Below are 26,545 nucleotides of genomic sequence, written 5' to 3'. Positions count from 1 at the left end.
GCGGACACCTTGCATTGGGGGAAACATGGGTTTTTTCAGTCGATTTTTCAGGATTCGTGAGCAGGATTCCTCCAGCCCCGAAACCACCTGGGCCGTGGAAGACAACGGCAGCGAACTGGTGCTGGATGAAGAGTACGCCTCCATGCTGATGACCGAAATCGACATCGACGCGGCGATCATCAGCCACGAAGGCTGGCGTTTGCAGTTGCAGGACATGGTGCATGGCCGCTCCAGCGAGGTCATGCGCCCCGAGCGCATTTGCCAGGACGACCGCTGCGACCTGGGCCGCTGGCTCAACGGTTCTGGCCAGGAACGGCTGGGGCATTACCCGGCGTTTGGCATGCTGGTGGCGCGCCACCGCTATTTTCACCAGCAGGCTGCCGCCGTCATCACCTGCTTTCAGGCGGGAGACCAGACCCAGGCCCTTCAGCTGCTCAACGGCCGCTGCCGCCATGCCTCCAACCAGGTGCTGTTGCTGCTCAAAGAACTCAAGCGGGGGATGGGGCAATAAGCCTTGTCGTCAGGTGCCATGGCCCCCTCAACGGCGGCGTCGGTGTTGCAGCGGGCGACGGATGGTTCAGGCAAGGCAGGATCTGCTCCTGCGGTTCGTCTGGAGGCTGGCAATGTCTGGCAGGGCTGTGCCTTGACACTGTGCCGAGGGCTGTGGCGATGGCCTGCGTTCCGCAGCGGCACAAAGCCCCGGGCTGCGGCAGGGGCCTGTTCAGTAGCTGCGCCCGCCCTTGTACATCGCGTGCTGGCGCCGCTGCAGCGTGGCCGCTTCGCCGAGCCGGGCCATGGCCGCGCCCGCGTGCGCGTGCGTGATGGCCATGCCCAGCGCATCGGCGGCGTCGGTGCCGGGCAGGCCCGGCAGCTGCAGCAGGCGGCGCACCATCTCCTGCACCTGGTTTTTGGCGGCGCGGCCATGGCCGACCACGGCCTTTTTCATCTGCAGCGCGGTGTATTCGGCCACGGGCAGGTTGCTGGCCACCAGGGCGGTAATGGCGGCGCCGCGCGCCTGGCCCAGCAGCAAGGTGGACTGGGGGTTGACGTTGACGAAGACGATCTCGACGGTGGCCACGTCGGGCTGGTAGCGCACCGCCACCTCGCTGATGCCGTCGAACAGCACTTTCAGCCGGCCAGGCAGGTCACCCAGGGCCAGCGCGGTGGTGCGGATGGTGCCACTGGCCACATAGCTCAGCCGGTGGCCGTCCACATCGATCAGGCCAAAGCCCGTGGTCTGCAGGCCGGGGTCAATTCCCAGAATTCTCATTTGCTATTAAATTAATAGCTGATTGCGCTTGATGGATAAGCGCTACAGCCCATTTTTGTCTAAAAACCAGTGCGGCGGCGCCCGGCAGCGGCTAACCACAGTGCCGGCCCACAGACATGTATCGCACAGGGCCAGCGTGAAGGCGATGATACGGGGGCAGCTGCCGAACCCGCCCCGGCGCCGGGCTGACCTGTGTGCTGGCCTGCCGAAACTGCCGCCGCATTGAGCCACCCCGGACCAGGCCCGGTCAAATCCGTGAAAATCAGCGGTTTCCTGCATTCATTTCGCAAAGATTTTCATGACCGAAGCCCATACCGCTCCCCCGCTGCCCGACCACCTGTCCATCGACCCGCGCAGCCCGCACCATGTGGCTGCCGTTTTCGAGCACGACATCGGCATCCGCCTGAACGACAAGGACCGTTTCGACGTCGAGGAGTACTGCATCAGCGAAGGCTGGGTCAAGGTGCCCGCAGGCAAGACGCTCGATCGCAAGGGCAAGCCGCTGCTGATCAAGCTCAAGGGCAAGGTGGAAGCGTTTTACCGCTGATGGCGATCCCCGCCACGGCACCCGCCGGTGGCGTGGGCGGTGCGGCCTGCGCGATGCATCCGATGGCCGAATCCACCCCGGTCAGCCGCTGGATCATCTACTGCGACGGCAGCGCCATGCCCAACCCCGGCCGCATGGGGCTGGGTGTGGTGCTTTGCGCGCCCGACGGCACCCGCCACACGCTGGCGCAGGCAACCCACACCACGGGTTGCAACAACGAGGCCGAGCTGCGTGCCCTGCTATTGGCCCTGGGGGCGTTGCGGGCGCGCGGCGCCAGCGCGCTGCGGGTGTACAGCGACAGCAGCATTTTGGTGGAGCAGCTCGGCGGCACGCCGGTGGCGCCGATTGCGCGGCTGCAAGACCTGTTCGATGAGGCGCGCACGCAACTGCAGTCGTTTGCGGCGGTGAGCCTGCAGTGGATTCCGCGCCACCGCAATGCAGAGGCCGATGCCCTGGCCCGCGCTGCGCTGGGGTGCGCGCCCAAGCCGCCCGCCGAGGCTTTCGGCAAGCGGCGCAAAAGCAAGAAATAGGCACCGGTTGCGCCACCCCGGGCCCACGGGGCGCTCCGGTTGGGGCGCACTGCACTTGCGGTGAGTCGTCGGTGCTGGCGCTTGCCTTTACGCCTTTTCAGGGCAGCTCGGCGCTGCCCATGCGGGCCATGATGGTGCGCGTGCGCCCTGCCAGATAGGCCGATCCCGGCGTCTTTTCGAAGCGCTTGGGCGCGGGCAGCATGACGGCCAGGCGTGCGGCCTCTTGCGGTGACAGGCGTGCGGCCGGCTTCTTGAAGTAATGCTGGGCTGCGGCCTCGGCGCCAAACACCCCGTCGCCCCATTCCACACTGTTGAGGTAGATCTCCAGGATGCGCTGCTTGCTGAGCAGTTGCTCCAGCAGCAATGCCAGCACAAACTCCTGCCCCTTGCGCAGCAGTGTGCGCTCGCCCGAGAGCAGCAGGTTCTTGGCCAGTTGCTGCGTGATGGTGGAGCCGCCACGGATCTTGGGTGCGCGCACGGGCTTGTCGGGCGCCCGGGCCTGGGCCTTGGCGATTTGCGCCTCGGCCTGGGCGTTGCGTTCCCAGGCTTTTTCGATGGCGTTCCAGTCCACGCCGTCGTGGTTGACGAAACTGTCGTCTTCCGAGGCAATCACGGCGCGCTTGAGGTGATCGGAAATCTGGGTGTAGGGCATCCACTGCTGGCGCCAGCGCACCTGCCCCTTGCTGGCCAGCTGCGTCCAGATTTCGGAACGCTGAAAGGCAGTGGATTCCGGGGCGACCACGGCCATCGCTGCGATGCGCGCCACAAAGAACAGCTGCAGGGCCACCACGGCAATGACCACCAGGCCCAGCCAGCGCAGTAGAGCTTTCATGGTGGTGACCCGCTCACACCGTGGCCTGCAGTTCTTTGAGCACTTGCGCCGATGGCGGGCGCACGCCGCGCCACAGGGCAAACGCCTCGGCAGCCTGCTCCACCAGCATGCCCAGGCCGTCGCGGGGAACGGCGCCGTGCTGGCGCGCCCAGTCAAGAAAGCCTTGCGCCGCCGGGCCATACATCATGTCGTAGGCCATGCTGCCGGTGCGCAGCACATGGGCGGGCACAGGAACGGCGTCCCCCGCCAAGCTGCTGGCGGTGGCATTGATGATGAGGTCAAAATTGGCCTCTAGCGCTTGTGGCGTAAGCGCAAGTAGCTCTGCTTTTTGTAGCGATGCAAGGCCGGCATGGGCCTGCACCAGCGCCTGGGCCCGGGCCAGCGTACGGTTGGCCACGGTGATGTGGCGCACGCCCGCCTGCAGCAGGGGACCCAGCACGCCGGCTGCAGCACCACCTGCGCCCACCAGCAGCACGTCGCGCCCGGCCAGTGCCAGACCGGCGTTGCGCGTGATGTCGGCCACCAGGCCCAGGCCGTCGGTGTTGTCGGCGTGGATGCCGTCGGGCGCAAACACCAGGGTGTTGGCGGCGCCCGCCAACTGCACGCGTTCGCTGCGGTGCGTGGCCAGGGCGGCGGCTTCGATCTTGAAGGGCACGGTGACGTTGCAGCCGCGCCCGCCGCGTGCGATGAAGTCGCGCACGCCCTGGGCAAAGCCGTCGATGGGCAGCAGGCAGCGCTCGTACACCATTTGCTCGCCGGTCAGCTCGGCAAAACGGGCGTGGATAGCGGGCGAGCGGCTGTGCGCCACCGGGTTGCCCATCACGCAATACAGGTCAGCGGAAGAACTCATGGAACGCGGTGTGAAGGGGTGGGGGGCGGACAGGGCGCGTTGTTGTCTGGCGCGCCACTGGCTACCGGAGGCCGTCGGAGGCTGTTACTCAGGGGCTACGGCCTTCAGGGTTGGCTTCGAGGTTGGTTTCGAGGGTTTGGTCACGCGTGAACTTGAAGCGCGCCACCATGGCAATCTGGTCGGCCTGGCGGCGCATCTCGGCATTGAAGTGCCCGAACGGGCCAGCGGCCCGGGCAATGGCCTCGGCCTGCCGGTCCAGCGCGCGGTTGCCCGAGCCTTGCACGATCTCGGTAGCCAGAACGCGCCCATCGTGGTTGACGGTCACAATCATCGTCAACTCGCCATACAGCTTGCGGCCGCCTTGCTCGGGGAAGTTTTCGGTGCCCTTGTCCTCCACCTTGCTGCGCAGGGCCGAGTAATAAACGGCATACGCCTCTTCGCGTGTGGCGGGGCTGATGTAGCGCTTCTTGGGGCGCGCGTTTTCTTGGTTGATGCGCTTTTCAATCTCGGCCAGCAGCTTCACGAGCTGGCGGCGTTTTTCTTCTTCGGAGACCTGGCTGCCGCTTTGGCTGGGCTTGCGCAGATCGGGCTCGGGCAGGCTTGCCAGCTGCTTGCGCAACTGCGCCAGCAACTGGTTTTGCTGCTCTTGCAGAGAATCGAGCCGACGCTGCGACTCTTCGAAATCGTCTCCCACCGCCGTGAGGGCCGAGTAAGGCAGGGGACTGGTGGCCCGGCCCTTGTCGGCCTCGCCACCCCCAGCCATGTTGGCTTGGGCAATGGCCTGGGCCTTGTCGGGCCGCTCGCTGGACTTGGCGTTGACCAGGATGACTTCGAGCGGAGTGTCCTGGAACACGCGGTTGAAGCCTTCGGGGTCGATAAAACGCACCGACAGCAGCGCTGCGTGCAGCGCCACTGAAATGCCCAGCGTGAGCTGCAGCGTGGTGAAGCGGGAGAGGAATGGCTGGGATTTCACGGGGCTGGATTTTCGGGGCTGGCGGTCTCGGCCTCGTTTACATCGACGGCGATGGCGATGGGGCCGGCCACGGCTTCGTCGTCCTCGGCATCTTCCACCGGGCCGTCGTCGCTGGTGTCGTCGGGATCGTCCAGGCGCTCAATCACGGTGCCGTGCAGGTCCAGCGTGATCTCGTCCACCTCGCCCAGCTTGACCTTCAGGCGCGCGCCACGCGGCAGGTTTTGCGCACCCAGCACGGGAAACACCAGCGGGAGTTCGTCCGCCCGCACCAGAAAGCTGCCGCCCGGGCCTTCCTTGAACACGGTGGCGTTGAGCTCGGTGATGCCGTTCTGCTCCACGTATTTGAGCGTCCAGAAGCGCTCCATACCCGCCTGGTAGCCGTTGTAGGCGCTGTAGGCCGCGTCAAAGCTGCTGATGATGGAGAACAGCTCGGCGTCCTTGGGCTTGAAGGGTGCCGCCAGGGCCGCCGTCTTGCCATTGCGCACGCAGGCAATGATCTGCCACTGGTTCACCAGATCGACATAGCGGCGAAGGGGCGAGGTGGCCCACGAATAGCTTTTCACGCCAATGCCGGCGTGCGGCAGCGCTTTGGTGCCCATGCGCACCTTCACGCCCGGCGCCATGCTGGCCTGGCTGCGGTAGATGCCGGGCACGCCCAGCTCGGCCATCCAGCTGCCCCAGGTGCTGTTGGCCACGATGGCGGCCTCGGCCACGATCAGGTCGAGCGGTGCGCCGCGCTGGCGCGTGGTGATCTGCACGGTTTCCGAGCCGTTGGGTTCGGCCTTGTCGTTCCCCACCAGGCGGAAGTTGTAGTCGGGCCGGTTGAAGTTTTCGGGCTTGCCGCGCACCACTTCGCGCTGGGCCTTCAGGCTTTTGGCCAGACGGTGCAAAAATGATAGCTGGTCGCGCACATCCAGCAAGCGCTGCGGGGTATTTTCGACCTCAACGGCCGGATCGGTCAGCCAGGCTTCGGTGACGATGTGGTCGAGCTGGTCGTGGCGCAGGTTGGCCACCACGGGCACGCGCTCCAGCCTGGTTTCGGTGCCGGTGATCTCCAGCGTGGCTTCGTTCACCGTGACATACAGCGACACCGCCGGGTTGGCGCGGCCTTCGTCCAGCGTGTAGATCTGCACCACCTCGTCGGGGAGCATGGTGATCTTGTAGCCCGGCATGTAGACGGTGGACAGGCGGCTGCGGCCCAACTGGTCCAGCGGTGTGCCCGGCACGATGGCCAGGCCGGGGGCGGCAATGTGGATGCCCAGCACCACGCTGCCCGTGCCCAGGCCCTGCACCGACAGGGCATCGTCGATTTCGGTGGTCTGCGAGTCGTCGATGGAGTAGGCCTGCACCGGGGCCAGTGGCAGGTCTTCGGGCGGCTGCGGCGCTGCCAGTTGCGGGAAACCCGTGCCCTTGGGGAAGTTGTCGAACAGAAAGCGCTTCCAGTGGAACTGGTAGGCCGAATCGATGGCGCCCGCCTTTTGCAGCAGATCGAGCGGCGCCAGGTGCGTGGCGCGGCTGGCCTCGACCACGGCCTTGTACTCAGGCGCGTTCTTGTCGGGGCGGAACAGTATCTTGTAGAGCTGCTCGCGGATGGGTTGCGGGCATTCGCCACGACCCAGTGCCTCGGCCCAATCGGCGATCTGCTGCACGATCAGTTTCTTTTTCTCAATGGCGGCCAGCGCCTGCTGCAGGATTTCGGCGGGCGCCTTCTTGAAGCGGCCCTTGCCGGCGCGGCGAAAGTAGTGCGGCGCCTCGTGCAGGGCCAACAGCGCACCGGCCTGCTGGGTCAGCGTGGCGTTGTCCGAAAAATAGTCGCGGGCGAGGTCGGCAAAGCCGAAATCGTCCTCGGGGGCGAATTCCCAGGCCAGCGGCAGCTCGATGGTCTGGGCAAGCGCCTGCGCCTGGGCCATCAGCTCCGACGGCGCGGGCTTCTCAAATTTCAACAGGAGGTTCGCGGCCTTTACCTTGACCCGCTTGCCCGAATCGAGCTCGACTTGGGCCGAGCTTTCAGCTTCGGACAGGATGCGACCGGCCATGAATTTGCCGGCTTCTTCAAACAATGCGTGCATGGGCGGCATTCTCCCATGGGCGCGGCGGTGCGGATTATTGGTGCGCCCGGACCTGCTCAGGTGTGCGGCGCGGTGCAGCCCACGCACCAGGGTGCGAAGGTGTGCAGGTTCTGAGGGCGATGCCCGGGTGTGCACCTATGATCCGTGGCTTTCCACCGTGCCCTGGTTGTATTGACATGCGTCTGGATGCCATTGCTGCACCGCTGACCCTGCTGGCAGTGGCCTTGCCGTTTCTTTTTTCGTATTCCCACCCTCCCTCGTCCAATTTCTGGCCTTTGGTGGCTGCGTGGGCTTGCGGCGCTGTGCTGGCGCTGGTGGTGGTGTGCCGGGCCTGGCGGTTGCGCCGCTTGCCGGGTGCGGCCCCTGCGGCCGACGGCCGTGTTTTTGTGGCATCGCAGCTGGCCGTGGGCCTGCTGTTGGCGGCCCTGCTGGGGGGGGTGGTCGGGTTGCTGCAGTATTTTCTGGGCGACCCCGGACTGGCGCCCTGGGTGCAGCCTTCCGAGCCGGGGCAGGCCATCGGCAACCTGCGCCAGCGCAACCAGCAGGCATCGTTGATGAGCCTGGGCGTGTGGGCACTGCTGTGGCTGGTGGTGCAGATGCAGGCGCGCATGGGCGCCGAAAGTGGAGCGTCGGCAACGCCCCTGCAGCGTGCCTTGCTGGGTGGGGGCCGTGCATGGCCGTCCTGGCTGGTGGGCCTGCTGCTGGTGTGGGCGCTCACGCTGCTGGCAGCGGGCAGCGCGGCCACGGCATCGCGCACGGGGGCGCTACAGTGGGTGCTGATGATTGTGCTCCTGGTGCTCTGGCGTGGCACCAGTGGGCGCCTGGCCGTGGGGCTGGCGGTGATCGGGCTGTTGCTTTATGCCCTGGCAGGCTGGATGCTGCCAGCTCTCTTGCTGGACTGGACGGGCTTTACCACCGATGGGGTGTTTGCCCGGCTCGCGAGCGATCCGCAGTCCATGGGCAGCCGACGGGAGCTATGGGCCAACGTGCTGTATCTGATTGCCCAGAAGCCCTGGACGGGCTGGGGCTGGGGTGAACTGGACTATGCGCACTACATCACCTTGTTTCCGGGCGATCGCTTTTCGGTGCTGCTGGACAACGCACATAACCTGCCGCTGCACCTGGCCGTAGAACTGGGCCTGCCGGTGGCCGCCGTGGCATGCGGCGCCGTGGTGGCATGGGTGGTGCGTGCCCGGCCGTGGCAGGAGACGGATGCGGTGCGTCAGCTGGCCTGGGGGGCGCTGGCCATCATCGGCTTGCACAGCATGGTGGAGTTTCCCCTGTGGTACGGCCCTTTTCAGCTGGTTACGGTGCTGGCGCTGGCCCTTTTATGTCGGCGGGCGCTGCTGGGCTGGGTGCGTTCGCCGGCACTTTTGAGCGGTGCTGCGGTGGTCTGGGTGACCGCAGGCGTGGTGGGTGCAGGCATTGCCTGGGACTACTACCGCGTCAGCCAGCTCTACCGACCCATGGCATTTCGGGCGCCGTCTTACCAGGGGGAGACCCTGGCCAAGGTGTCCGGCACCCCGCTGTTCACCGACCATGTGGATTTTGCGCTGCTGACCACCACCGCGCTGACGCGCGAGAATGCGTCGCAGGTCCATACGCTGGCCACGGAGTTGCTGCATTTTTCACCCGAACCCCGCGTGATCGAGAAACTGATAGAAAGCGCGCTGCTGCTGGGGCGGGACGATGAGGTGGCGTTCCAGCTACGGCGCTACCGCGTGGCCTACCCCGAGGACCATGCGCGCTGGGCGCGCGCCCAGCGCCTCGCCTCGTCAACGCCGCAATGAACCTTTGGCCTATGCCAGTTGCAGAAACTGCGCTACGGCTGGCAGGTGGTCTTCGAAGTCACTGAGTGCATGGTCGCCGCCTTCCAGCAGCGTCTGCTGGGCGGCAGGGTAGCGTGCCACCATTTCCTGCCAGTCGAGCACCTCGTCGCCCTTGGCGATGATGGCCATTTCGCGGCCCACGGGCAGGGTGTGCTCTGCGGACAGCGCCTGCAGCTCGGCAATGTATTCGGGCAGAAAGAAAAAACGCTCGGCCGGGTCATGCCACGCCGTTTGCTCTCCAATATGGCGCGCAAGATCCCGCGCGGGGTGGACAGCGGGATTGAGCAGAACACTCGGGCAGCCCGTGTGGCGCGCGACCCAGCTGGCATAGAACCCCCCGAGCGACGAGCCCAACACGGCCATGGTGGCCCGTGGCCAGGTGGCAATGCCTTGAGCCACCAGGTCCATGGCGGCGCGGGGCGAGGGCGGCAACTGGGGGCACCACCAGTGCACCGCAGGATGGTGCTGCGCTACGTACGCTGCCATCCGGCGTGCCTTGGCCGACTGGGGGGAAGAGCGAAAGCCGTGCAGGTACAGCAGGTGCGTGGTGATCATGGCGATTTCGGTGGGGTGGGGGCAGGGCTATTACTGCCTTTGGCGGGCGTGACGCCAGCATAAGATGGGTGCCTTGGGGTGCCACGCCGTGCGGCGCCCAATTCGCCTGCGCACACCATGTCTGATTTTGCCCCGCTTTCCACCGCCAAACGCCTGGTATTGGGGGCAGGGGACAAGCCGCCCCCTGCGCTGGGCCGTTTTGAACTGCTGCGCGAGCTTGGGCGGGGCGCCCAGACCAGCGTGTGGCTGGCCTTTGACCCGCGTCTGCAGCGCCAGGTGGCTATCAAGCTCATGCCTGCGGTGCAGCCCGAGGATGCTTCAGCGCTGGATCAGTGGCTGCGCGAGGCGCGCCATGTGGCGGCGCTGACCCATCCCTTCATCGTGCCGGTGCTCGAAGTAGACGTGCAGGGGCTCCAGTCCTACATCGTGTTCGAGTATGTGCCGGGCCGCACCCTGGCAGAACACCTGGCGCAGCAGGGACGGTGCGCTCCCCACGAGGCCGTGGCGCTGATGGTGGATGTGCTGGAAGGCCTGCAGGCTGCCCATGCGTCCGGTATCGTGCACGGGAATCTGAAGCCGTCGAATGTCATGGTGGACAACCAGCGCCATGCGCGGGTGATGGACTTTGGAACGGCAGCGCCCGTGCAGGCCGCGGCCAGCGCGCAAGGGGTTGTCGGCACGCCGTCCTATCTGGCGCCCGAGGCCGCCGGGGGCGCTGCACCGTCGCCCGCGATGGATGTGTATTCGGCCGCGCTCGTGCTGGTGGAGCTGCTCACGGGCCACCCCTTGATGCCCCGGCAAGATGCCTGGCAGGCGCTGTACCGCAGCGCCAACGAATTTGCGACCCTGCCGGACGACCTGGGCCCGGGAGTGGATGGCGCCTTGCGCGCCGTAGTGCAGCGCGCTCTGGCACGCAGCCCGGGGGCGCGGTATGCCACGGCCGGGGATTTTCGCGACGCCTTGCGCGGCTGGGCGGCACCCGTCAGCGCCCCCACTGCCGCCAGCAATGCCACCCTCGATTTTTTGCTGCGGCGCATGCGCCACAAAAGCGATTTTCCTGCGCTCTCGGACTCGGTGGCCCGCATCCAGCGGGTGGCCAATTCCGAAGACGACAGCATCAGCGACCTGACGCACGAGATCCTCAAGGATGTGGCGCTGACCAACAAGCTGCTGCGCCTGGTCAACAGCGTGCACTATGCGCACGCCAGCCGCGGCACGATCAGCACCGTGTCGCGCGCTGTCAGCCTGGTGGGGTTCAATGCGGTGCGCAACATGGCGCTCAGCCTGGTGCTGCTGGACCACATGGAAGACAAGGCACATGCCAGCCAGATGCGCGAGGAATTCCTGCGCGCCATGATGGCGGGTTCCGTCGCGGCCGAGTTGTGCAGCCCGGGGCAGGTGGCTGAGGAAGCCTTCATTGGCGCCATGTTCCAGAACCTGGGGCGCATGTTGTGTGAGTTCTATTTCCCTGAGGAAGCGCAGCAGGTGCGCAGTGTGGTGGCGGCGGGGCGGCTGCAAGGCGGTGAGGAATCGGCCGCCGTGCAGGTGCTTGGCTTGGGTTTTGAAGACCTTGGTGCTGGCGTGGCGCGGGTGTGGGGGCTGCCCGAAAGCCTTCAGCGCTGCATGCGCAAGCCCATGGGGGCACCCCCGATGCGCTCGGCCGAGCAGGGTGTGGAGCGTCTGCGCTGGGTGGCCATGGCGGCCAACGAGGTGGCCACCACGCTGCTGCACAGCGGTGATGCGCAGACGGAGGACCGGCTGCAGCAGACCGCCGCACGCTATGCGCGCACCCTGGCGCTCTCGCCCGAGGCCATTGCCGAGGCCACCCTGCGCGCGCGCCACAAGTTGGTGTCGCTGGCCCAGGCGCTGGATCTGCAGGTGGCGCCGGGCTCCGCAGCGGCCAGGCTGCTGACGCTGCCGACGCCCCAGGCAGATGCCGCCGTGCCGCAAGACGCGCTGGCCCTGCTGGAGTTGCGCGCTGCTGAGCCGCAGCCCCTGCCCGCCGTGCTGGAGTCGCAGGCCGCAGGCACGGTGTCGGTGGCCCAGGTCAACGAAGTGCTGGCGGCGGGCATCCAGGACATCACCAACGCCATGGTGGAGAACTTCCAGCTCAATGACGTGCTGCGCATGATCTTGGAAACCATGTTCCGTGCCCTGGGTTTCCGGCGCATGGTTTTTTGCCTGCGCGAGGCACGCACCGACCTGCTGACGGGGCGCTTCGGCCTCGGCGAAGACAGTGAAAGCGCCGTGCGCGCCATGAAGGTGCCACTGAAAACGCCCGGCGACCTGTTTGCAGCGGTCTGCGTGCGTGGTGCCGACACCCTGATCAACGACGCCACGCAGGCGCGTATGCAGGCGCGCCTGCCGCAGTGGTATGTGCAGGGCATCAATGCACCGGCTTTCCTGTTGCTGCCCCTGCAGATCAAGGGACAACCGTTCGCCCTGATCTATGCCGACCAGTCAGCGCCCGGGGGCATCGTGGTGGATGACAAGGTGCTGGGGTTGCTGCGCACCCTGCGCAACCAGGCCGTCATGGCCTTTCGCCAGGCAGGCTGATGCGGCCTGTGCGCGCCGGATGTGCCCGGCTGGCCGGCCGGGCCCGATAATTGCGCCATGGCCGCCGTTTTTGACAAGCCCTCTATCGCCCAGCGTTTCGTGCCCCTGTTTCAGGGGTTTGACTGGCCGCTCGTCCTGGTGGTGGCCGTGCTGGCCAGCGCCGGGCTGCTGGCCATGTATTCATCGGGATACGACCATGGTTCGCGTTTTGCCGACCATGCGCGCAACATGCTGATTGCCGGCTCCATTCTTTTCGTGGTGGCCCAGGTGCCGCCCCAAAAGCTCATGGTCTTTGCCGTGCCCCTGTATGCCGCGGGGGTGGCGCTGCTGGTGGCGGTGGCCCTGTTTGGCATTACCAAAAAAGGGGCCCAGCGCTGGATCAACCTGGGCATTGTCATCCAGCCCAGCGAGATCCTCAAGATCGCCATGCCCCTGATGCTGGCCTGGTGGTTCCAGAAGCGTGAGGGGCAACTGCGGCCGCTGGATTTTGCCGCTGCGGGGTTGCTGCTGGCCATTCCCGTGGGCCTGATCATGAAGCAACCCGACCTTGGCACCTCGCTGCTGGTGCTGGCGGCGGGCCTGTCGGTGATCTTTTTTGCCGGCCTGTCCTGGAAGCTGGTGCTGCCACCGGTGTTGCTGGGCGCCGTGGGCATCTTGCTGCTGGTGTCGCTGGAGCCCCAACTGTGTGCCGAAGGCGTGCGCTGGTCTATCCTGCATGACTACCAGCAGCAGCGCATCTGCACGTTGCTCGATCCATCGCGGGACCCGCTGGGCAAGGGGTTTCACATCATCCAGGGCATGATTGCCATTGGCTCGGGTGGCATTTTTGGCAAGGGGTTCATGGCGGGGACGCAGACCCATCTCGAATTCATTCCCGAGCGCACCACCGACTTCATCTTTGCGGCCTTTTCGGAAGAGTTTGGCCTTGCTGGCAACCTGTTCTTGATCGTGTGCTTTTTGCTGCTGGTGTGGCGTGGGCTGGCGATTGCCGTGGGCGCAACGACCTTGTTCGGGCGGCTCATGGCGGGAGCGGTGTCGATGATCTTTTTCACCTATGCCTTTGTGAACATGGGCATGGTCAGCGGAATCTTGCCTGTGGTGGGCGTGCCGCTGCCGTTCATCAGCTATGGCGGCACGGCCATGGTCACGCTGGGGCTGGCGCTGGGCATTCTGATGTCGGTGGCGCGGGCCCAGCACCTCGATCCCAAGGACGCGCGGCCGGCGCTTTGACCGCCGCCTCCATCGTTTGCCCGTTTACCCGCATCCATCTTGCGCGATGGGGGCTTGCGGGTTACAACCCGGGTGCCAACTGTGTTTTGGCATTTATCCGGAGGTACTTCCCATGGCGTCTAGGTTTGAGCTGAAAAAATCCAAAAACGACAAGTTCGTCTTCAATCTGCTGGCTGACAACGGGAAGGTCATTTTGACCAGCGAACTCTACGACTCCAAGGCCAGCGCGCTCAATGGCATTGAATCCGTCAAGAAAAACGCTCCCGACGATGGCCGCTATGGGCGGCTGAGCGCCAAGGATGGATCGCCCTATTACACGCTCAAGGCAGGCAACGGTCAGGTCATTGGCCAAAGCCAGATGTTCTCGGGCGAAAAGGCCCGGGATGACGGCATCGAATCGGTCAAGAGCAACGCCCCCGGGGCGGTGACAGACGATCAGACGGCTTGATTTCGCCGCAGGGGTGGGGTGGCGCGCCGCGTGGGTATGCGCCCCAGCTCCGCTTGGGGCAGGGCGGCGCGCCTAAAATGGCCGCATGTCCTCACGCTCCCCCTCTGCCGCGCCCCAGCGCGCGCCCACCCTGCAACGCATTGACGTTGCTCGCCAGTTGCTCCTGACGCCTTTTGGTCTGGACGAAAGTCATCTGGCGCGTGCGCTGGCGGAAATTCGCACCCACCAGGTCGACGACGCCGACCTGTATTTCCAATACACCCGCAGTGAAGGCTGGAGCCTCGAAGAGGGCATCGTCAAGACGGGTTCGTTCTCGATTGACCAGGGCGTAGGGGTGCGCGCCGTCAGCGGCGAAAAGACGGCGTTTGCCTATTCCGACGACATCTCCGAAGCCTCGTTGCTTGACGCGGCGCGAACTGTACGGTCGATTTCATCTGTAGCCCAGGCAGGTCGTGCGCGAGTAGCTCCTAAAAAAATAGCTAACGGTCGCAGCCTCTATCCTGGCGTGGACCCCATCTCCACGCTGGACAGCACGGCCAAGGTCGCCCTGCTGATGCAGGTGGAGCAGCGTGCTCGCGCCAAGGACCCGCGCGTGGCCCAGGTCATGGCGGGCCTGGCGAGCGAATACGACGTGGTGCTGGTAGCCCGTGCCGACGGCACGCTGGCGGCAGATGTGCGGCCGCTGGTGCGGCTGTCCGTTACCGTGATCGCTGAGCAAAACGGTCGCCGTGAAATGGGCTCGGCCGGTGGCGGCGGTCGCTTTGGTCTGGCGTATTTCGATGCCGAGCAAATTGCCCAGTATGTGGACGAGGCGGTGAACGCGGCCCTGGTCAATCTGGAGTCGCGCCCCGCGCCAGCGGGCGAGATGACGGTGGTTCTGGGCCCCGGCTGGCCCGGCATCCTGCTGCATGAGGCCATCGGCCACGGGCTGGAGGGCGATTTCAACCGCAAGGGCTCCAGCGCCTTCAGCGGCCGCATCGGCCAGCGCGTGGCAGCCAAGGGTGTCACGGTGCTTGACGACGGCACCATCTCGGATCGGCGCGGCTCGCTCAACGTAGACGACGAGGGCAACACCAGCCAGCGCAACGTGCTGATCGAGGACGGCATCCTGAAGGGATACATCCAGGATTCGCTCAACGCCCGTCTCATGGGCGTGGCGCCCACCGGCAACGGCCGGCGCGAGAGTTATGCGCACATTCCCATGCCGCGCATGACCAACACCTACATGCTGGGCGGCGACAAGGACCCCCAGGAGATCGTGGCCAGCATCAAAAAGGGCCTGTATGCCACCAACTTTGGCGGCGGGCAGGTGGACATCACGTCCGGCAAATTCGTTTTTTCGGCCAGCGAGGCCTACTGGGTGGAAAACGGCAAAATTCTCTACCCCGTCAAGGGCGCGACCATTGTGGGCAGCGGTCCCGATTGCCTCAAGCGCGTCAGCATGATCGGCAACGACATGAAGCTCGACAGCGGCGTGGGCACCTGCGGCAAGGAAGGCCAGAGCGTGCCTGTGGGCGTGGGCCAGCCCACGCTGCGCATCGACGGGCTGACGGTCGGCGGTACGGCCTGAAGCACACGCGGGCGGTGCCGCGGGTGGTTGCCTGGGCACATCGTGGCACCCGGCGGGCCACGCGGGGGCGACAGCCTGAAGAGGCGGGCGCACAATCACACCATGCCTGCGTCGCTTTCCAGTTTGCAGCAAACACTCCAGTCATTTGGCGATATCAGCCGTTTTCTGCGTGAAGGCGTGGCGGACGAGGATTCCCGCCAGTTGCGGGACAGCCTGGGGGCGCTGTCGATGCACATTGAGGAGGCGACGCGCCTGCGCCGATCCGGCGCCGATGCCGGTGCCATCACCCGCCGCGTGGTGGAACTGGCCCAGTGCGCACGCGAGCACCAGCTTTTCCTCACGGGTTTGGGCTCTGCTTGGCATGCGTTGTACGAGTTTGGCGCTTACCAGCGCGCGCTGCGGGAGTTGCGTGACGCCGTCGCCGCATGGCAGCAGGCGCTGGAGCGCCACAGCGCGCGCGAGAGCGCCTGCTTTCGCCAGTTTGAGCTGCTCGCCTGGCGCACGCTGGGTGAAGCATTGCTGCTCATCGACATGTACGAGCACGACAGTGGTCCGCAAAGCGATTTGCCCGATGCATTGCCACAGCGGCTGTCGGGCTGGCAGCGGGTGCGGGCCTGGTTTGGGCGCCTGCGGCGATAGCTGACTGTCGCCAGTTTTTGCAGTCCACGCGCACAGTTGCCGCCGCGCCACAATGCCCCGGGCTTGCTGCGCTGCGACAAACACTGTGCTACATTGATTCACATGCAAGTACGCAGCGCGTTTTATTTTTGGTTTTGGATCTCAGTCCCCGGCGGATGAGAGGACAGCGCGCAAGCCCACAAACCTCCCCATACCAACCGCCGACGCTGTAAAGCCCGGCGGTTTTTGTTTTTCTGACCTTCTCCCATTTCAATCCACGAGGAAGCAACCATGACGGCCCACGCCACCCCTGCCAGCGATGCCTGGTACCGCAGCGTCGAGAAAACCAGCCAGACCGACGACGAACGTATCAAGGACATCACCGTGTTGCCACCTCCCGAACACCTGATCCGCTTTTTCCCCATCAGCGGAACGCCGGTGGAAGCGCTGATCACCCAGACCCGCAAGAACATCCACCGCATCATGGCGGGCAAGGATGACCGCTTGCTGGTGGTGATTGGCCCCTGCTCCATCCACGACCCCGCGGCGGCGCTGGAATATGCCCGTCGCATGGCTGCCGTGCGTGCCCAGTACGCAGACACGCTGGAGATCGTGATGCGCGTGTATTTCGAGAAACCCCGCACCACGGTGGGCTGGAAGGGCCTGATCAATGACCCCTATCTGGATGAGAGCTATCGCATCGACGAAGGCCTGCGCATTGCGCGCCAGTTGCTCATCGAGATCAACCGCCTGGGCATCCCGGCGGGCAGCGAGTTTCTCGATGTGATCTCGCCCCAGTACATCGGCGACCTCATTAGCTGGGGTGCCATCGGCGCACGCACCACCGAAAGCCAGGTGCACCGCGAGCTGGCCTCGGGCCTGTCTGCGCCCATTGGATTCAAGAATGGAACGGATGGCAACATCCGCATAGCCACCGACGCCATCCAGTCGGCCAGCCGGGGCCACCATTTCCTGTCGGTGCACAAGAATGGCCAAGTGGCCATCGTCAACACCAAAGGCAACAAAGACTGCCACGTCATCCTGCGTGGTGGCAAGGCCCCCAATTACGATGCCGCCAGCGTCGCCGCCGCCTGCAAGGACCTTGAAGCCGCCCACCTGCCCGCCACCTTGATGGTCGATTGCAGCCACGCCAACAGCAGCAAGCAGCACCAAAAGCAGCTCGATGTGGCGCGGGATATTGCAGCCCAGATCGCTGGAGGTTCGCGCAGCGTGTTCGGTCTCATGATCGAGAGCCATCTGAACGCCGGTGCGCAGAAGTTCTCGCCTGGCAAGGACCTGCCCAGCGCGCTGGAGTATGGAAAGAGCATCACCGACGCCTGCCTGGGCTGGGACGATTCGCTGCAGTCGCTGGCCGAACTCTCGGCGGCCGTGGTGGCCCGCCGCGCGCTCTGATACGAAGTTCATACCGTCGGATAACCAGCATCGGATAACCAGAGGCAGGGAGCCCGCAGCCAGTGCTTTGTCAAGACGATCCAGCGAAGCTGGACGACTGGGGCAGTCCCTGTGACGCTGCACCGCTGTGGCGGTGTAAGCTCAAACCTTTGGCGGGGCGCACCGGGTGTGCCGCCCCGGCCCTTGCATCCCCATTGCGCCAGAAAGGCAAGCATCATGCACAGCGAAGTGTCGGTCCAACTGACTGGAAACCAGGAATTCCGTTTTGATCTGGAGGGCCAGGAGCCCATGACGCACGAAGGCGGGCGCCGCTGGCTGGACGATCAGTTCACGGCCCTCGATTGCGAGCCCCTGCGCGCCAGCGGCAAGGTGCTGCTGGCCGACAAGGTCTTGACCGTGGCGCTTGCCGCAGGCAATGCGTTGTTCAACGATCCCGTGTGGTCGCGCGACTTTGCCCGTGCCGCCAGTGCTGCGCTGGCCAAACCCGTGGTGCGGGTGGACGTGCCAGCCATGGCTGTGTCCTTCTGAAAATCAGGTTAAAATAGCCGCTAGCCCTTATCTGATAAGCGGTGGTAGCTATATTTATGATAGTGAATGCAGCAAGCGGTCGTGCACCCCGCCGAAGCCACCATTGCTCATGCAGACGATGTGATCGCCCGGCTTTGCGGCCTGCTGCACCTGGCTGACCAGCGTGTCGATGTCTGGCGCGGTCTGTGCGCGCTGGCCGGGGCCTACGCCCAACGGCGCCAGGGCGTCGGCGGCATCCCAGTCCAGCCCGGCCGTGTGGCAAAAGGCCAGATCGGCGTTCTCCAGCGCCCAGGGCAACTGGCTTTTCATGGCGCCCAGCTTCATGGTGTTGCTGCGCGGCTCGAACACCGCCAGGATGCGTGCATCGGCCCCCAGGCTGCGGCGCAAGCCATCCAGTGTGGTGCGCAGCGCGGTGGGGTGGTGCGCAAAGTCGTCGTACACCGCGATGCCGTTGACGGTGCCGCGCAATTCCATGCGGCGTTTGACATTCTGAAAATTGGCCAGCGCCTGTGCGGCCTGCGACACGGGCACGCCCACATGGTGGGCCGCTGCAATCGCTGCCAGCGCATTGAGCTGGTTGTGCACGCCCGTCAGGCTCCATTGCACGCGCGCTACCGCAGCACCCTGGTGCAGCACGTCAAAAGCCTGCGGGTCGCCCACGGCAGAAAAATCGCTCACTGCGGCGCCGAAGCTGCTCACCGTGCTCCAGCAGCCGGTGTGCAGCACACGGGCGAGGCTTTCTTCGAGCCCGTTGACCACGATGCGACCCGAGGGCGGCACGGTGCGCACCAGGTGGTGAAACTGGCGCTCGATGGCGGCCAGGTCATCAAAGATGTCGGCATGGTCGAATTCCAGATTGTTCAGCACCGCCGTGCGCGGGCGGTAATGCACGAACTTGCTGCGCTTGTCGAAAAAGGCGGTGTCGTACTCGTCGGCCTCAATGACAAAGAGCGGGCGGGTGTCGAGCGCCCCTTCGCCTGCGATGGGACGCTGCGTGGCGCCCAGGCGGGCAGACACCCCGAAGTTCAGTGGCACGCCGCCAATCAAAAAGCCCGGCTGCAGTCCGGCACTTTCCAGAATCCAGGCCAGCATCGACGTGGTGGTGGTCTTGCCGTGGGTTCCCGCCACAGCCAGCACGTGCCGGCCCTGCAACACCTGTTCGGCCAGCCACTGCGGGCCGCTGGTGTAGGGCAGGCCGGCGTCCAGAATGGCTTCCATGAGCGGAAACTTGGGGCTGCCGTCGGCCAGCCGGGCGCGGCTGACCACATTGCCCACCACGAACACATCGGGGCGCAGCGCCAGCTGGTCTGCTCCGAACCCTTCGATCAGCTCGATGCCCAAGGCGCGCAGCTGATCGCTCATGGGTGGGTAAACACCGGCGTCGCAGCCAGTAACCTTGTGCCCTGCTTCCCGCGCCAGCGCGGCCAAGCCCCCCATGAACGTGCCGCAGATCCCGAGTATGTGTATGTGCATGGGCGCAGATTCTAAGGTTCAAGCACAAAAGGCAACGCAGCGCTTGTGTGGTAAGCGCAAGAAGCTATTAAAAACATAGTGTCTGCCAGGGTGGCTGGAGTGCAATGGCCATATCTTCGTCGGGCCATGCGGGGCGGCGTGGCGGCTTGTCACGGGTTGGCGCCACAATAGCGCCTCCCAACGCCATCCCATTGCGCCATGCCAACACCTTTGAGCGCCGAAATCGCCAGCACCACTGCCCGGCTGGTCGTGGAAGAGGGCCTGGAGTGGGGCCCCGCCAAACGCCGTGCCGTGCGCCAGCTGGGCCTGCCGGCACGCACCCCCCTGCCCGACAACGATGAGGTGGAAGACGCAGTACGGGAATACATCGCCCTGTTTTGCGCCGACACCCAGCCCCGTGAATTGCGTGCCCTGCGCCAGCTGGCCCTGGTCTGGATGGAGCGCATGTCCGCTTTTCGGCCCCATCTCGGCGGCGCGGTGTGGCGTGGCACTGCCACCCGGCTGTCGGATATTTATCTGCAGTTGTTCTGTGATGACTCCAAATCAGCCGAGATCGCGCTGATAGACCATAACGTCGATTGCGAGCCGCGCACCGTCCCAGGCTTTCACGGCGATTCTGTCGAGGCCCTCAGCGTGGGCAGCAAGTGCCCTGAACTGGGTGAAATGATCGGCGTGCATTTGCTGATCTACGATCTCGACGATTTGCGCGGAGCCTTGCGCCCCGATACCAAGGGACGATCGCCACGTGGTGACATCACCGCGGTGCGGCGCCTTCTTCAGGAAAATGCCCCATGACTCTGCCATCCCTGCCATCTGCTGAATCGTCTGTTTCCTCTGAGTCTGGTCATGGCGTAACGCCCGTAAGCCGGCGCAGGGCTTTGTATGCTGGTGTGGCTGCCGCTGCCGCGCTGGGTGGTGCCGGCCTGGCCTGGTGGCGCCTGCAGCCCCGCGCTGTGCAAGCGGGCGCCGAGCAGGCACTTTGGACCCAGGCATTCGACACGCCCGAGGGCGCCCAGCTGGCCATGGGGGCGTTTGCTGGCAAACCCTTGCTGCTCAACTTCTGGGCGACCTGGTGTCCGCCCTGTGTAGAAGAGTTGCCCCTGCTCAACACCTTTCATCGCGAAAACAAGGCCAACGGTTGGCAAGTGGTGGGGTTGGCGATTGATCAGCCTTCTTCGGTGCGGAAATTTCTGGCGCGGCTACCGCTGGATTTCCCGGTGGGCTTGGCAGGGCTGGGGGGCTCGGAGTTGGGGCGCTCCTTGGGCAACCTGACGGGTGGCCTGCCCTTCACCGTGGTGCTCGGCGCGGAAGGGCGCGTGTTGCATCGTAAAATGGGCCAGGTTACCCCGCAGGACTTGCAAAAGTGGGTTGCCCTGCGCTGAAGATATTTTCCGTAAAAATAGCCAGTCAAAACCGCTGATAGGGGCTATGCCCCCGCTGTCGATGGTGAAAAATGCGCTCTAAAGACTGAAGTAGGCTGAAATTGGAGTAAATTCGCGCCTTATTCAGTTTTATAGCCGTTGGAGCTCCCATGGATTTGCGAAAACTCAAAACCCTCATCGATCTGGTATCCGAGTCGAATGTGTCTGAACTCGAGATCACCGAAGCCGAGGGCAAGGTCCGTATCGTCAAGAGCGGCGGCGCTGTGGTGCAGCAGTATGTTCCGGCTCCCATGCCCGCTGCGGCTGCAGCAGCCGCGCCGGCCACCGTTGCCGAGCTGCCCGCACCGGTGGCTGCAGCGCCCACTGGCCATGTGGTGAAGTCGCCCATGGTGGGCACTTTTTACCGTTCGTCCAGCCCCGGTGCCAAGGCGTTCGTCGAGGTGGGCAGCCAGGTCAAGGAAGGCGAGACGGTCTGCATCATCGAAGCCATGAAGATCCTCAATGAAATCGAGGCCGACAAATCCGGCACAGTGACCAAGATTCTGGGTGAGAACGGTCAGGCCGTCGAATACGGACAGCCCTTGTTCGTGATCGAGTAATTCCTGCCCATGTTTACAAAGATCCTTGTCGCCCACTGCGACGTTCTTGCCAGCGGCAAGGCAATGAAAATTGCCCTGGCACGCGCCAGCGTGCGGGCGATGAGCCGCGAGATAGCCTATGTTTAAAAAGATCCTGGTCGCCAATCGCGGCGAAATCGCCCTGCGCATCCAGCGCGCCTGCCACGAGCTGGGCGTGAAAGCCGTGATGGTCTACTCCGAGGCCGATCGTGATGCCAAGTATGTAAAGCTGGCCGAAGAGGCCGTCTGCATTGGCCCTGCGCCCTCGCCGCTGTCTTACCTCAACATGCCGGCCATCATTTCGGCGGCCGAGGTGACGGATGCAGAAGCCATCCACCCGGGCTACGGTTTTCTATCCGAAAACGCCGATTTTGCCGAGCGGGTGGAAAAAAGCGGTTTCCAGTTCATTGGCCCCACACCAGACAACATCCGCACCATGGGCGACAAGGTGTCGGCCAAGCAGGCCATGATCCGCGCCGGCGTGCCCTGCGTGCCCGGATCGGAAGGCGAGCTGCCGGATGATCCGGTGCAGATCCGCCGCATTGCCAAAGCGGTGGGATATCCCGTGATCATCAAGGCGGCCGGCGGCGGTGGTGGCCGCGGCATGCGTGTGGTGCACACCGAGGCAGCGCTGGTGAATGCCGTGCAGATGACCAAGGCCGAAGCGGGCGCTGCGTTTGGCAATCCTGCTGTGTACATGGAGAAGTTCCTCCAGAACCCGCGCCATATTGAGATCCAGATCCTTGCCGACAAGCACCGCAATGCCGTGTACCTGGGCGAGCGCGACTGCTCCATGCAGCGGCGCCATCAGAAGGTGATCGAAGAGGCTCCGGCACCCGGCATTCCCCGCAAGCTGATCGAACGCATCGGCGAGCGCTGCGTGGCTGCCTGCAAGAAGATCGGTTATCGCGGTGCGGGCACTTTCGAGTTTCTGTACGAAAACGGTGAGTTCTACTTTATCGAGATGAACACGCGCGTGCAGGTGGAGCATCCGGTGACCGAATGGGTCACGGGTGTGGATATTGTGCGCACGCAGATCATGGTGGCGGCCGGTGAAAAGTTGCCTTTCACCCAGCGACAGATCGAGATTCGTGGCCATGCCATTGAATGCCGGGTGAACGCCGAAGACCCTTACAAGTTCATCCCTTCTCCGGGGCGCATCACCATGTGGCATGCGCCGGGCGGCCCGGGGGTGCGGGTGGATTCGCATGCGTACACCAACTATTTTGTCCCCCCGAACTACGACTCGATGATCGGCAAGATCATCGTGCATGGCGACACGCGTGAACAGGCCTTGGCCCGCATGCGCACGGCGCTCTCGGAAACCGTGATCGAGGGGATCAACACCAACGTGCCGTTGCACCGCGAGCTGATGGTGGATGCCAAGTTTGTGTCGGGCGGCACCAATATTCACTATCTGGAAGAGTGGCTGTCACAGCACAAGCGGTGAAATCCTCCCGCGCATGGTTCCATGCTGGCTCCTGGCAACGGGTGCCAGCATTTCATTTTTTCTGAGAGGCGTGTTTCATGTTTGAGCTGAGTCTGATGTGTCCGGAAGACCGCATTGAGGCGGTGAGCGATGCGCTGGATGCGCTGGATGCCCTGAGCGTGTCGGTGGAGGACGCTGACGCGCAGACCGATGCCGAGCAGGCATTGTTTGGAGAGCCGGGCATGCCTCCGCCCAAGGAGGGCTGGCAGCGCAGCCGGGTGGTGGCCCTGTTTGAAACCGAAGCCGCCGCGAGCGAGGCGCAGCAATTGCTGGCCGTGCAGGATTTCTTCACGGGGTGCAAGGTGCTGGGGCTGGCGCAGGTACCCGAGCAGGACTGGGTGCGACTGACGCAGTCGCAGTTTGCACCCGTCGACATCACTCCCGACTTCTGGATTGTTCCGACCTGGCATGAGCTGCCAGCGCAGGCCCTGCGCAGCATCCGGCTGGATCCGGGGCTTGCTTTTGGCACGGGCACCCACCCCACCACGCGCATGTGCCTGCGATGGATTGCGCGCCACGGCGCCACCAGCGCAGCAGCCGGCAATCCCCTCGGCCGGGTGCTTGACTACGGCTGTGGCTCGGGCATTCTGGCCATAGGTGCGGCCAAGTTCGGCGCCACCGATATCGATGCCGTGGACATTGATCCAGCCGCCGTCGAATCCACGATGCAGAATGCCCTGGCCAACGGCGTGCAGGTGCGGGCAGGCCTGCCGGACAAGGCCCAGGGGCTCTACCAGACGGTGCTGGCCAACATTCTTGCCACTCCGTTGAGGGTACTGGCACCATTGCTGTGCGCGCATGTGGCACCAGGCGGACACCTTGTGCTGGCAGGCATTCTGGAGCGCCAGGCGCAGGAGCTGCAGGAAGCCTACGCGCCATGGATTCGCCTTGAGGTGGCGGATGCCGAGGATGGCTGGATCCTCATGACGGCCTCCCGCTGAGTTGTCCACGCCGCTGAAGTTTGTCGTTAAGGGGCGCTTACTACAATGGATCGCAGATGAGCCAGATTACACGCTGCCCTTCCTGCGCGACGAAATTCAAGGTGGTTGCCGATCAGTTGCGCATATCTGACGGCTGGGTGCGCTGCGGGCAATGCAAGGAAGTCTTCGACGCATCGGCCCATCTGCTGCCTTCTGAGTCGCAGGCTCTGCTGCCGGACGTGTCCATGACCGCGTCGCGCCCACCACCGACGCCGGTGGTACGCGCCACCAGTGCAGTGCGTGCCTGGGGCGCCCCTTCTGCGGACACCCCCGCTGCTCCTTCGGCGCTGGGTGTGCCGCCTGCCAAGGCGCACGACCTGTCCTGGGATCATCCTTTGCCAGACAGCGTGCTGGATGTGCCAGTCCAGGCTGTGCCCTCGTTTCTTGTTGCGGGTAAGGCGACTTTCTCATTCCCTGGACAGGAAATGACCCTGCAGCCTACTGCTCCATTTGCCTGGAGATCGGTTGTACCCCCAGCCGGCACCGCTCTTGCTGACGGGGCGATGCCGGGGGCTGATCCCTTAGTTCCGGTGGCCGATGCGGTGCCGCCGCTCGTTCCCCTCCATAAAGGGCATTCTTCGGAAAACGCGTCCCCTGCGCTACAGATGGGTGAGAGCCTGCCAGGCTACGAATTGCCATATGACGAGTTCCGTGAAGAGTGGCCTGAGGATGAGCTGGCCGGAGACTCTTCTACTGCAGGCGCTGCCTTGTATCCGCCACTGGAGTTGCCGCGCAAGCAATCCCTGATTGAGCCGGAAAGAGGCGGCGACTTTGTGGATGAGCATGAGATTTCGCACACGCAGAAGGATTCACCAGGACGGGGTTCGGACACGTCATTCGATGAATCTCTCTCCCCGGAATCTTTGTCCAGGGACGGTATGGGGCGAACCGAAAATCTGCAGGATGGGGCGGTGGGCGTCATCCCGCGGGCGCAGGACGAAGATGACTCGCCCGAGGGCACTTCGGGTGCGGATGAAGTGAGTTTTGTCCGCGCCGCAAAGCGCAAGGCCTTCTGGCGGCGCCCTTTGGTGCGGACGGGGTTGGGGGTCATCGCAATGGTGCTGTTGTGCACCTTGGCATTGCAGATGGTGCTGCAGGAGCGGGACCGCATTGCGGCCATGGACGTCCGTGTTCGTCCTTGGCTTCAGAGGCTGTGCGAGCCCTTGCAGTGCACCTTGGCCCCGCTCAGGCAAATATCAGATGTCGTTATTGAAAGTTCTTCTTTCAACAAAGCACGCGGAGACAGCTACCAGCTGGTTTTTGTCATCAAGAACCGAGCAACGCTGCCCCTGTCCATGCCTGCGATGGAGTTGACCCTGACTGATACACAGGACCAGCCCGTGCTTCGGCGTGTATTTTTACCCCAGGAGATGGGGGCTCCTGCGGAGCTTCCCGCACTGGGTGAATGGACCTCTTCGGTGGCGGTCGTCGTGACCACTGGCGGAGCGCGTGTGGCTGGCTATCGGCTGCTGGCGTTCTATCCCTGATTCTTAACCAACTTTTGCCATGGCTGTATTGATTTGTGGTTCCCTTGCGTTTGACACCATCATGACTTTTGAAGGGCGGTTTGCCGAGCAGATCCTGCCCGATCAACTGCACATCCTCAATGTGTCGTTTTTGGTGCCCTCCTTGCGGCGGGATTTTGGCGGGTGTGCCGGCAATATTGCCTACAGCCTGCAACTGTTGGGAGGCAAGCCGCTCCCCATGGCCATGCTGGGCAGTGACGGCGCTGATTACCTCTCGCGACTGAAGGAGCTGGGCATCAGCACTGCGCATGTGGGGCAGGCCCATGACACCTACACCGCGCAGGCCATGATCATGACGGACCGTGACAACAATCAGATCACGGCATTTCATCCCGGGGCGATGATGCAGGCCCATGTGAACCGCATCGAGCCTCAGGCCGACGTGAGACTTGGCATTATTGCGCCCGATGGAAGGGATGCCATGCTGGAGCACGCCGCCCAGATGGTTGCGGCAGATATTCCGTTTGTATTCGATCCAGGCCAGGGGTTGCCCATGTTCAACGGGGCCGAGCTGTCCCGGTTTGTCGAACAGGCCACCTGGGTCACGGTGAACGACTATGAAGGCAAAATGCTGTGCGAACGCACGGGCTGGTCTTGCGGCGAAATTTCACGCAAGGTGAAGGGTTTGGTTGTCACGCTGGGGGCGCAAGGTTGTGAGGTGTGGGTTGACGGAGAAAAGACCCTGGTGCCCGCAGTTGAACCCGCTGAGGTGGTGGATCCGACCGGGTGTGGGGATGCATGGCGCGGGGCCCTGCTTTTTGGGTTGGAGCGCGGCTGGTCGCTCGCGCGTTGCGCCGAACTGGGCAATCGCGTAGGGGCGCTCAAGATCGCACAGCGTGGGCCACAAAACTACACACTCGACTTCACACCCGCCTGATACCGTTTGCATGCAAAGACGTTTGGTCCATCTGCTCTCTCGGTAGCGGTTGGCGCGTCTGAATCCGCTTGTTTCCGGCATAAAAAAACCCGGTGCGCAAGCACCGGGCTGGGCACTGAAAGTGCAGGATTTACGGCTTGGTGCCGGTGGGGAAGGGCCAGGCCGCCTGGGGGTTCAGCGTGGTTTGCGCGGATGGTGCTGCGGCTGGGGCCTTCGCGGCTTTTTTGGCTGGGGCTACCTTCTTTGCAGGGGCTGCTTTTGGGGCGGGGGCAGCCTTCTTGGCGGCCACTACCTTCTTGGCAGGAGCGGCAGCTTTCTTCGCTGGCGCAGCCTTCTTGGCAGCCACTACCTTCTTGGCAGGAGCGGCAGCTTTCTTCGCTGGC

25 protein-coding genes and 1 pseudogene are annotated in these 26,545 nt (G+C 64.2%); 18 read left to right on the top strand and 8 right to left on the bottom strand.

All coding sequences use genetic code 11. The features are described 5' to 3' along the window. Positions 1–25 precede the first annotated feature (25 nt). Positions 26–511, top strand: coding sequence for a CZB domain-containing protein (locus B7Y64_RS11990; protein WP_111865619.1), 486 nt, complete (start codon positions 26–28; stop codon positions 509–511). A gap of 210 nt (positions 512–721) precedes the next feature. Here the strand turns inward: B7Y64_RS11990 and ruvC are convergent, their stop codons facing one another. Beyond that, positions 722–1,270, bottom strand: a complete 549-nt coding sequence (gene ruvC / locus B7Y64_RS11985; RefSeq protein WP_291324407.1) for a crossover junction endodeoxyribonuclease RuvC — start codon at positions 1,268–1,270, stop codon at positions 722–724. Between the two features lie 298 nt (positions 1,271–1,568). On the opposite strand from ruvC, the gene B7Y64_RS11980 reads away from it, so the two are divergent. Next, positions 1,569–1,817 carry a DUF3297 family protein gene (locus B7Y64_RS11980; protein WP_024812867.1) on the top strand — a complete coding sequence of 83 codons (249 nt, stop codon included), beginning with the start codon at positions 1,569–1,571 and terminating at the stop codon, positions 1,815–1,817. A gap of 62 nt (positions 1,818–1,879) precedes the next feature. After that, entirely contained in the window at positions 1,880–2,347 is a 468-nt protein-coding gene (locus B7Y64_RS11975; protein WP_291324418.1) for a reverse transcriptase-like protein, read from the top strand. Between the two features lie 97 nt (positions 2,348–2,444). On the opposite strand, the gene B7Y64_RS11970 is transcribed toward B7Y64_RS11975, so the two are convergent. The 4 genes from B7Y64_RS11970 to B7Y64_RS11955 form a co-directional block, all read right to left on the bottom strand. Continuing rightward, the gene (locus B7Y64_RS11970; RefSeq protein WP_291324406.1) at positions 2,445–3,179 is read right to left on the bottom strand and encodes a transglycosylase domain-containing protein; all 735 of its coding nucleotides are present in this window, start codon (positions 3,177–3,179) and stop codon (positions 2,445–2,447) included. A gap of 13 nt (positions 3,180–3,192) precedes the next feature. Beyond that, complete coding sequence (gene aroE / locus B7Y64_RS11965; protein ID WP_291324405.1) at positions 3,193–4,029, bottom strand: shikimate dehydrogenase; 837 nt, start codon at positions 4,027–4,029, stop codon at positions 3,193–3,195. An 88-nt stretch (positions 4,030–4,117) separates the two neighbouring features. Continuing rightward, a complete protein-coding gene (locus B7Y64_RS11960) occupies positions 4,118–5,002 on the bottom strand; it encodes an energy transducer TonB (RefSeq protein WP_291324404.1) in 885 nt (294 codons plus the stop codon). Continuing rightward, entirely contained in the window at positions 4,999–7,071 is a 2,073-nt protein-coding gene (locus tag B7Y64_RS11955; RefSeq protein WP_291324403.1) for an RNB domain-containing ribonuclease, read from the bottom strand. Before B7Y64_RS11955 ends, B7Y64_RS11960 begins: the two co-directional genes overlap by 4 nt. Before the next feature lie 176 nt (positions 7,072–7,247). Here B7Y64_RS11955 and B7Y64_RS11950 point away from each other — a divergent pair, with 176 nt between their 5' ends. Next, the gene (locus B7Y64_RS11950) at positions 7,248–8,861 is read left to right on the top strand and encodes a Wzy polymerase domain-containing protein (RefSeq protein ID WP_291324402.1); all 1,614 of its coding nucleotides are present in this window, start codon (positions 7,248–7,250) and stop codon (positions 8,859–8,861) included. A 9-nt stretch (positions 8,862–8,870) separates the two neighbouring features. Here the strand turns inward: B7Y64_RS11950 and B7Y64_RS11945 are convergent, their stop codons facing one another. Beyond that, a complete protein-coding gene (locus tag B7Y64_RS11945) occupies positions 8,871–9,455 on the bottom strand; it encodes a YqiA/YcfP family alpha/beta fold hydrolase (RefSeq protein ID WP_291324401.1) in 585 nt (194 codons plus the stop codon). Positions 9,456–9,572: 117 nt separating this feature from the next. On the opposite strand from B7Y64_RS11945, the gene B7Y64_RS11940 reads away from it, so the two are divergent. From B7Y64_RS11940 to B7Y64_RS11910, 7 genes are all read left to right on the top strand, one after another. After that, a complete protein-coding gene (locus B7Y64_RS11940) occupies positions 9,573–12,011 on the top strand; it encodes a serine/threonine protein kinase (RefSeq protein WP_291324400.1) in 2,439 nt (812 codons plus the stop codon). A 57-nt stretch (positions 12,012–12,068) separates the two neighbouring features. Beyond that, positions 12,069–13,241, top strand: coding sequence for a rod shape-determining protein RodA (gene rodA, locus B7Y64_RS11935; RefSeq protein ID WP_114656178.1), 1,173 nt, complete (start codon positions 12,069–12,071; stop codon positions 13,239–13,241). 112 nt (positions 13,242–13,353) lie between these two features. Then, positions 13,354–13,689, top strand: coding sequence for a YegP family protein (locus B7Y64_RS11930; RefSeq protein ID WP_024812857.1), 336 nt, complete (start codon positions 13,354–13,356; stop codon positions 13,687–13,689). Between the two features lie 85 nt (positions 13,690–13,774). After that, positions 13,775–15,259 (top strand): metalloprotease TldD, encoded by a 1,485-nt coding sequence (gene tldD, locus B7Y64_RS11925; RefSeq protein ID WP_291324399.1) that lies wholly within the window; start codon positions 13,775–13,777, stop codon positions 15,257–15,259. 102 nt (positions 15,260–15,361) lie between these two features. Continuing rightward, on the top strand, positions 15,362–15,898 hold the full coding sequence (locus B7Y64_RS11920) for a hypothetical protein (RefSeq protein WP_114656176.1): 537 nt from the start codon (positions 15,362–15,364) through the stop codon (positions 15,896–15,898). A 270-nt stretch (positions 15,899–16,168) separates the two neighbouring features. After that, a complete protein-coding gene (locus B7Y64_RS11915) occupies positions 16,169–17,290 on the top strand; it encodes a 3-deoxy-7-phosphoheptulonate synthase (protein WP_024812854.1) in 1,122 nt (373 codons plus the stop codon). Positions 17,291–17,506: 216 nt separating this feature from the next. Continuing rightward, complete coding sequence (locus B7Y64_RS11910) at positions 17,507–17,818, top strand: hypothetical protein (RefSeq protein WP_291324398.1); 312 nt, start codon at positions 17,507–17,509, stop codon at positions 17,816–17,818. Positions 17,819–17,872: 54 nt separating this feature from the next. On the opposite strand, the gene mpl is transcribed toward B7Y64_RS11910, so the two are convergent. After that, entirely contained in the window at positions 17,873–19,291 is a 1,419-nt protein-coding gene (gene mpl, locus B7Y64_RS11905; protein ID WP_291324397.1) for a UDP-N-acetylmuramate:L-alanyl-gamma-D-glutamyl-meso-diaminopimelate ligase, read from the bottom strand. 198 nt (positions 19,292–19,489) lie between these two features. Here mpl and B7Y64_RS11900 point away from each other — a divergent pair, with 198 nt between their 5' ends. The 7 genes from B7Y64_RS11900 to B7Y64_RS11870 all read left to right on the top strand — a co-directional run bounded on the left by B7Y64_RS11900 (position 19,490) and on the right by B7Y64_RS11870 (position 26,162). Continuing rightward, positions 19,490–20,086 carry a hypothetical protein gene (locus B7Y64_RS11900; protein WP_291324396.1) on the top strand — a complete coding sequence of 199 codons (597 nt, stop codon included), beginning with the start codon at positions 19,490–19,492 and terminating at the stop codon, positions 20,084–20,086. Further along, on the top strand, positions 20,083–20,673 hold the full coding sequence (locus tag B7Y64_RS11895; protein WP_291324395.1) for a TlpA disulfide reductase family protein: 591 nt from the start codon (positions 20,083–20,085) through the stop codon (positions 20,671–20,673). The genes B7Y64_RS11900 and B7Y64_RS11895 overlap by 4 nt, the downstream gene beginning before the upstream one ends. A 149-nt stretch (positions 20,674–20,822) precedes the next feature. Next, positions 20,823–21,272: an acetyl-CoA carboxylase biotin carboxyl carrier protein gene (gene accB, locus B7Y64_RS11890; protein ID WP_024812849.1), complete on the top strand. Its 450-nt coding sequence runs from the start codon at positions 20,823–20,825 to the stop codon at positions 21,270–21,272. A gap of 118 nt (positions 21,273–21,390) precedes the next feature. Then, positions 21,391–22,740 (top strand): acetyl-CoA carboxylase biotin carboxylase subunit, encoded by a 1,350-nt coding sequence (accC, locus tag B7Y64_RS11885; protein ID WP_024812848.1) that lies wholly within the window; start codon positions 21,391–21,393, stop codon positions 22,738–22,740. A gap of 77 nt (positions 22,741–22,817) precedes the next feature. After that, positions 22,818–23,720 carry a 50S ribosomal protein L11 methyltransferase gene (gene prmA / locus B7Y64_RS11880; RefSeq protein ID WP_291324394.1) on the top strand — a complete coding sequence of 301 codons (903 nt, stop codon included), beginning with the start codon at positions 22,818–22,820 and terminating at the stop codon, positions 23,718–23,720. A 56-nt stretch (positions 23,721–23,776) separates the two neighbouring features. Then, positions 23,777–25,246, top strand: a complete 1,470-nt coding sequence (locus tag B7Y64_RS11875; RefSeq protein ID WP_291324393.1) for a DUF3426 domain-containing protein — start codon at positions 23,777–23,779, stop codon at positions 25,244–25,246. Between the two features lie 19 nt (positions 25,247–25,265). Continuing rightward, a complete protein-coding gene (locus tag B7Y64_RS11870) occupies positions 25,266–26,162 on the top strand; it encodes a carbohydrate kinase family protein (protein ID WP_291328957.1) in 897 nt (298 codons plus the stop codon). 130 nt (positions 26,163–26,292) lie between these two features. On the opposite strand, the pseudogene B7Y64_RS11865 reads toward B7Y64_RS11870, so the two are convergent. Further along, a pseudogene (locus tag B7Y64_RS11865) lies at positions 26,293–26,545 on the bottom strand (histone); the annotation flags it as partial.

The organism is Acidovorax sp. 35-64-16 (assembly GCF_002281195.1).
Lineage (GTDB): Bacteria > Pseudomonadota > Gammaproteobacteria > Burkholderiales > Burkholderiaceae_C > Acidovorax > Acidovorax defluvii.
Note: the sequence above shows the minus strand (reverse complement) of the source record. Positions and strands in the feature narration are given on the sequence as shown.

Bases quoted from the DNA above. Each gene is read 5' to 3' on its own strand.
- B7Y64_RS11990 (WP_111865619.1), top strand. From the start codon at position 26: ATGGGTTTTTTCAGTCGATTTTTCAGGATTCGTGAGCAGGATTCCTCC.
- ruvC (WP_291324407.1), bottom strand. From the start codon at position 1,270: ATGAGAATTCTGGGAATTGACCCCGGCCTGCAGACCACGGGCTTTGGC.
- B7Y64_RS11980 (WP_024812867.1), top strand. From the start codon at position 1,569: ATGACCGAAGCCCATACCGCTCCCCCGCTGCCCGACCACCTGTCCATC.
- B7Y64_RS11975 (WP_291324418.1), top strand. From the start codon at position 1,880: ATGGCCGAATCCACCCCGGTCAGCCGCTGGATCATCTACTGCGACGGC.
- B7Y64_RS11970 (WP_291324406.1), bottom strand. From the start codon at position 3,179: ATGAAAGCTCTACTGCGCTGGCTGGGCCTGGTGGTCATTGCCGTGGTG.
- aroE (WP_291324405.1), bottom strand. From the start codon at position 4,029: ATGAGTTCTTCCGCTGACCTGTATTGCGTGATGGGCAACCCGGTGGCG.
- B7Y64_RS11955 (WP_291324403.1), bottom strand. From the start codon at position 7,071: ATGCACGCATTGTTTGAAGAAGCCGGCAAATTCATGGCCGGTCGCATC.
- B7Y64_RS11950 (WP_291324402.1), top strand. From the start codon at position 7,248: ATGCGTCTGGATGCCATTGCTGCACCGCTGACCCTGCTGGCAGTGGCC.
- B7Y64_RS11945 (WP_291324401.1), bottom strand. From the start codon at position 9,455: ATGATCACCACGCACCTGCTGTACCTGCACGGCTTTCGCTCTTCCCCC.
- B7Y64_RS11940 (WP_291324400.1), top strand. From the start codon at position 9,573: ATGTCTGATTTTGCCCCGCTTTCCACCGCCAAACGCCTGGTATTGGGG.
- rodA (WP_114656178.1), top strand. From the start codon at position 12,069: ATGGCCGCCGTTTTTGACAAGCCCTCTATCGCCCAGCGTTTCGTGCCC.
- B7Y64_RS11930 (WP_024812857.1), top strand. From the start codon at position 13,354: ATGGCGTCTAGGTTTGAGCTGAAAAAATCCAAAAACGACAAGTTCGTC.
- tldD (WP_291324399.1), top strand. From the start codon at position 13,775: ATGTCCTCACGCTCCCCCTCTGCCGCGCCCCAGCGCGCGCCCACCCTG.
- B7Y64_RS11920 (WP_114656176.1), top strand. From the start codon at position 15,362: ATGCCTGCGTCGCTTTCCAGTTTGCAGCAAACACTCCAGTCATTTGGC.
- B7Y64_RS11915 (WP_024812854.1), top strand. From the start codon at position 16,169: ATGACGGCCCACGCCACCCCTGCCAGCGATGCCTGGTACCGCAGCGTC.
- B7Y64_RS11910 (WP_291324398.1), top strand. From the start codon at position 17,507: ATGCACAGCGAAGTGTCGGTCCAACTGACTGGAAACCAGGAATTCCGT.
- mpl (WP_291324397.1), bottom strand. From the start codon at position 19,291: ATGCACATACACATACTCGGGATCTGCGGCACGTTCATGGGGGGCTTG.
- B7Y64_RS11900 (WP_291324396.1), top strand. From the start codon at position 19,490: ATGCCAACACCTTTGAGCGCCGAAATCGCCAGCACCACTGCCCGGCTG.
- B7Y64_RS11895 (WP_291324395.1), top strand. From the start codon at position 20,083: ATGACTCTGCCATCCCTGCCATCTGCTGAATCGTCTGTTTCCTCTGAG.
- accB (WP_024812849.1), top strand. From the start codon at position 20,823: ATGGATTTGCGAAAACTCAAAACCCTCATCGATCTGGTATCCGAGTCG.
- accC (WP_024812848.1), top strand. From the start codon at position 21,391: ATGTTTAAAAAGATCCTGGTCGCCAATCGCGGCGAAATCGCCCTGCGC.
- prmA (WP_291324394.1), top strand. From the start codon at position 22,818: ATGTTTGAGCTGAGTCTGATGTGTCCGGAAGACCGCATTGAGGCGGTG.
- B7Y64_RS11875 (WP_291324393.1), top strand. From the start codon at position 23,777: ATGAGCCAGATTACACGCTGCCCTTCCTGCGCGACGAAATTCAAGGTG.
- B7Y64_RS11870 (WP_291328957.1), top strand. From the start codon at position 25,266: ATGGCTGTATTGATTTGTGGTTCCCTTGCGTTTGACACCATCATGACT.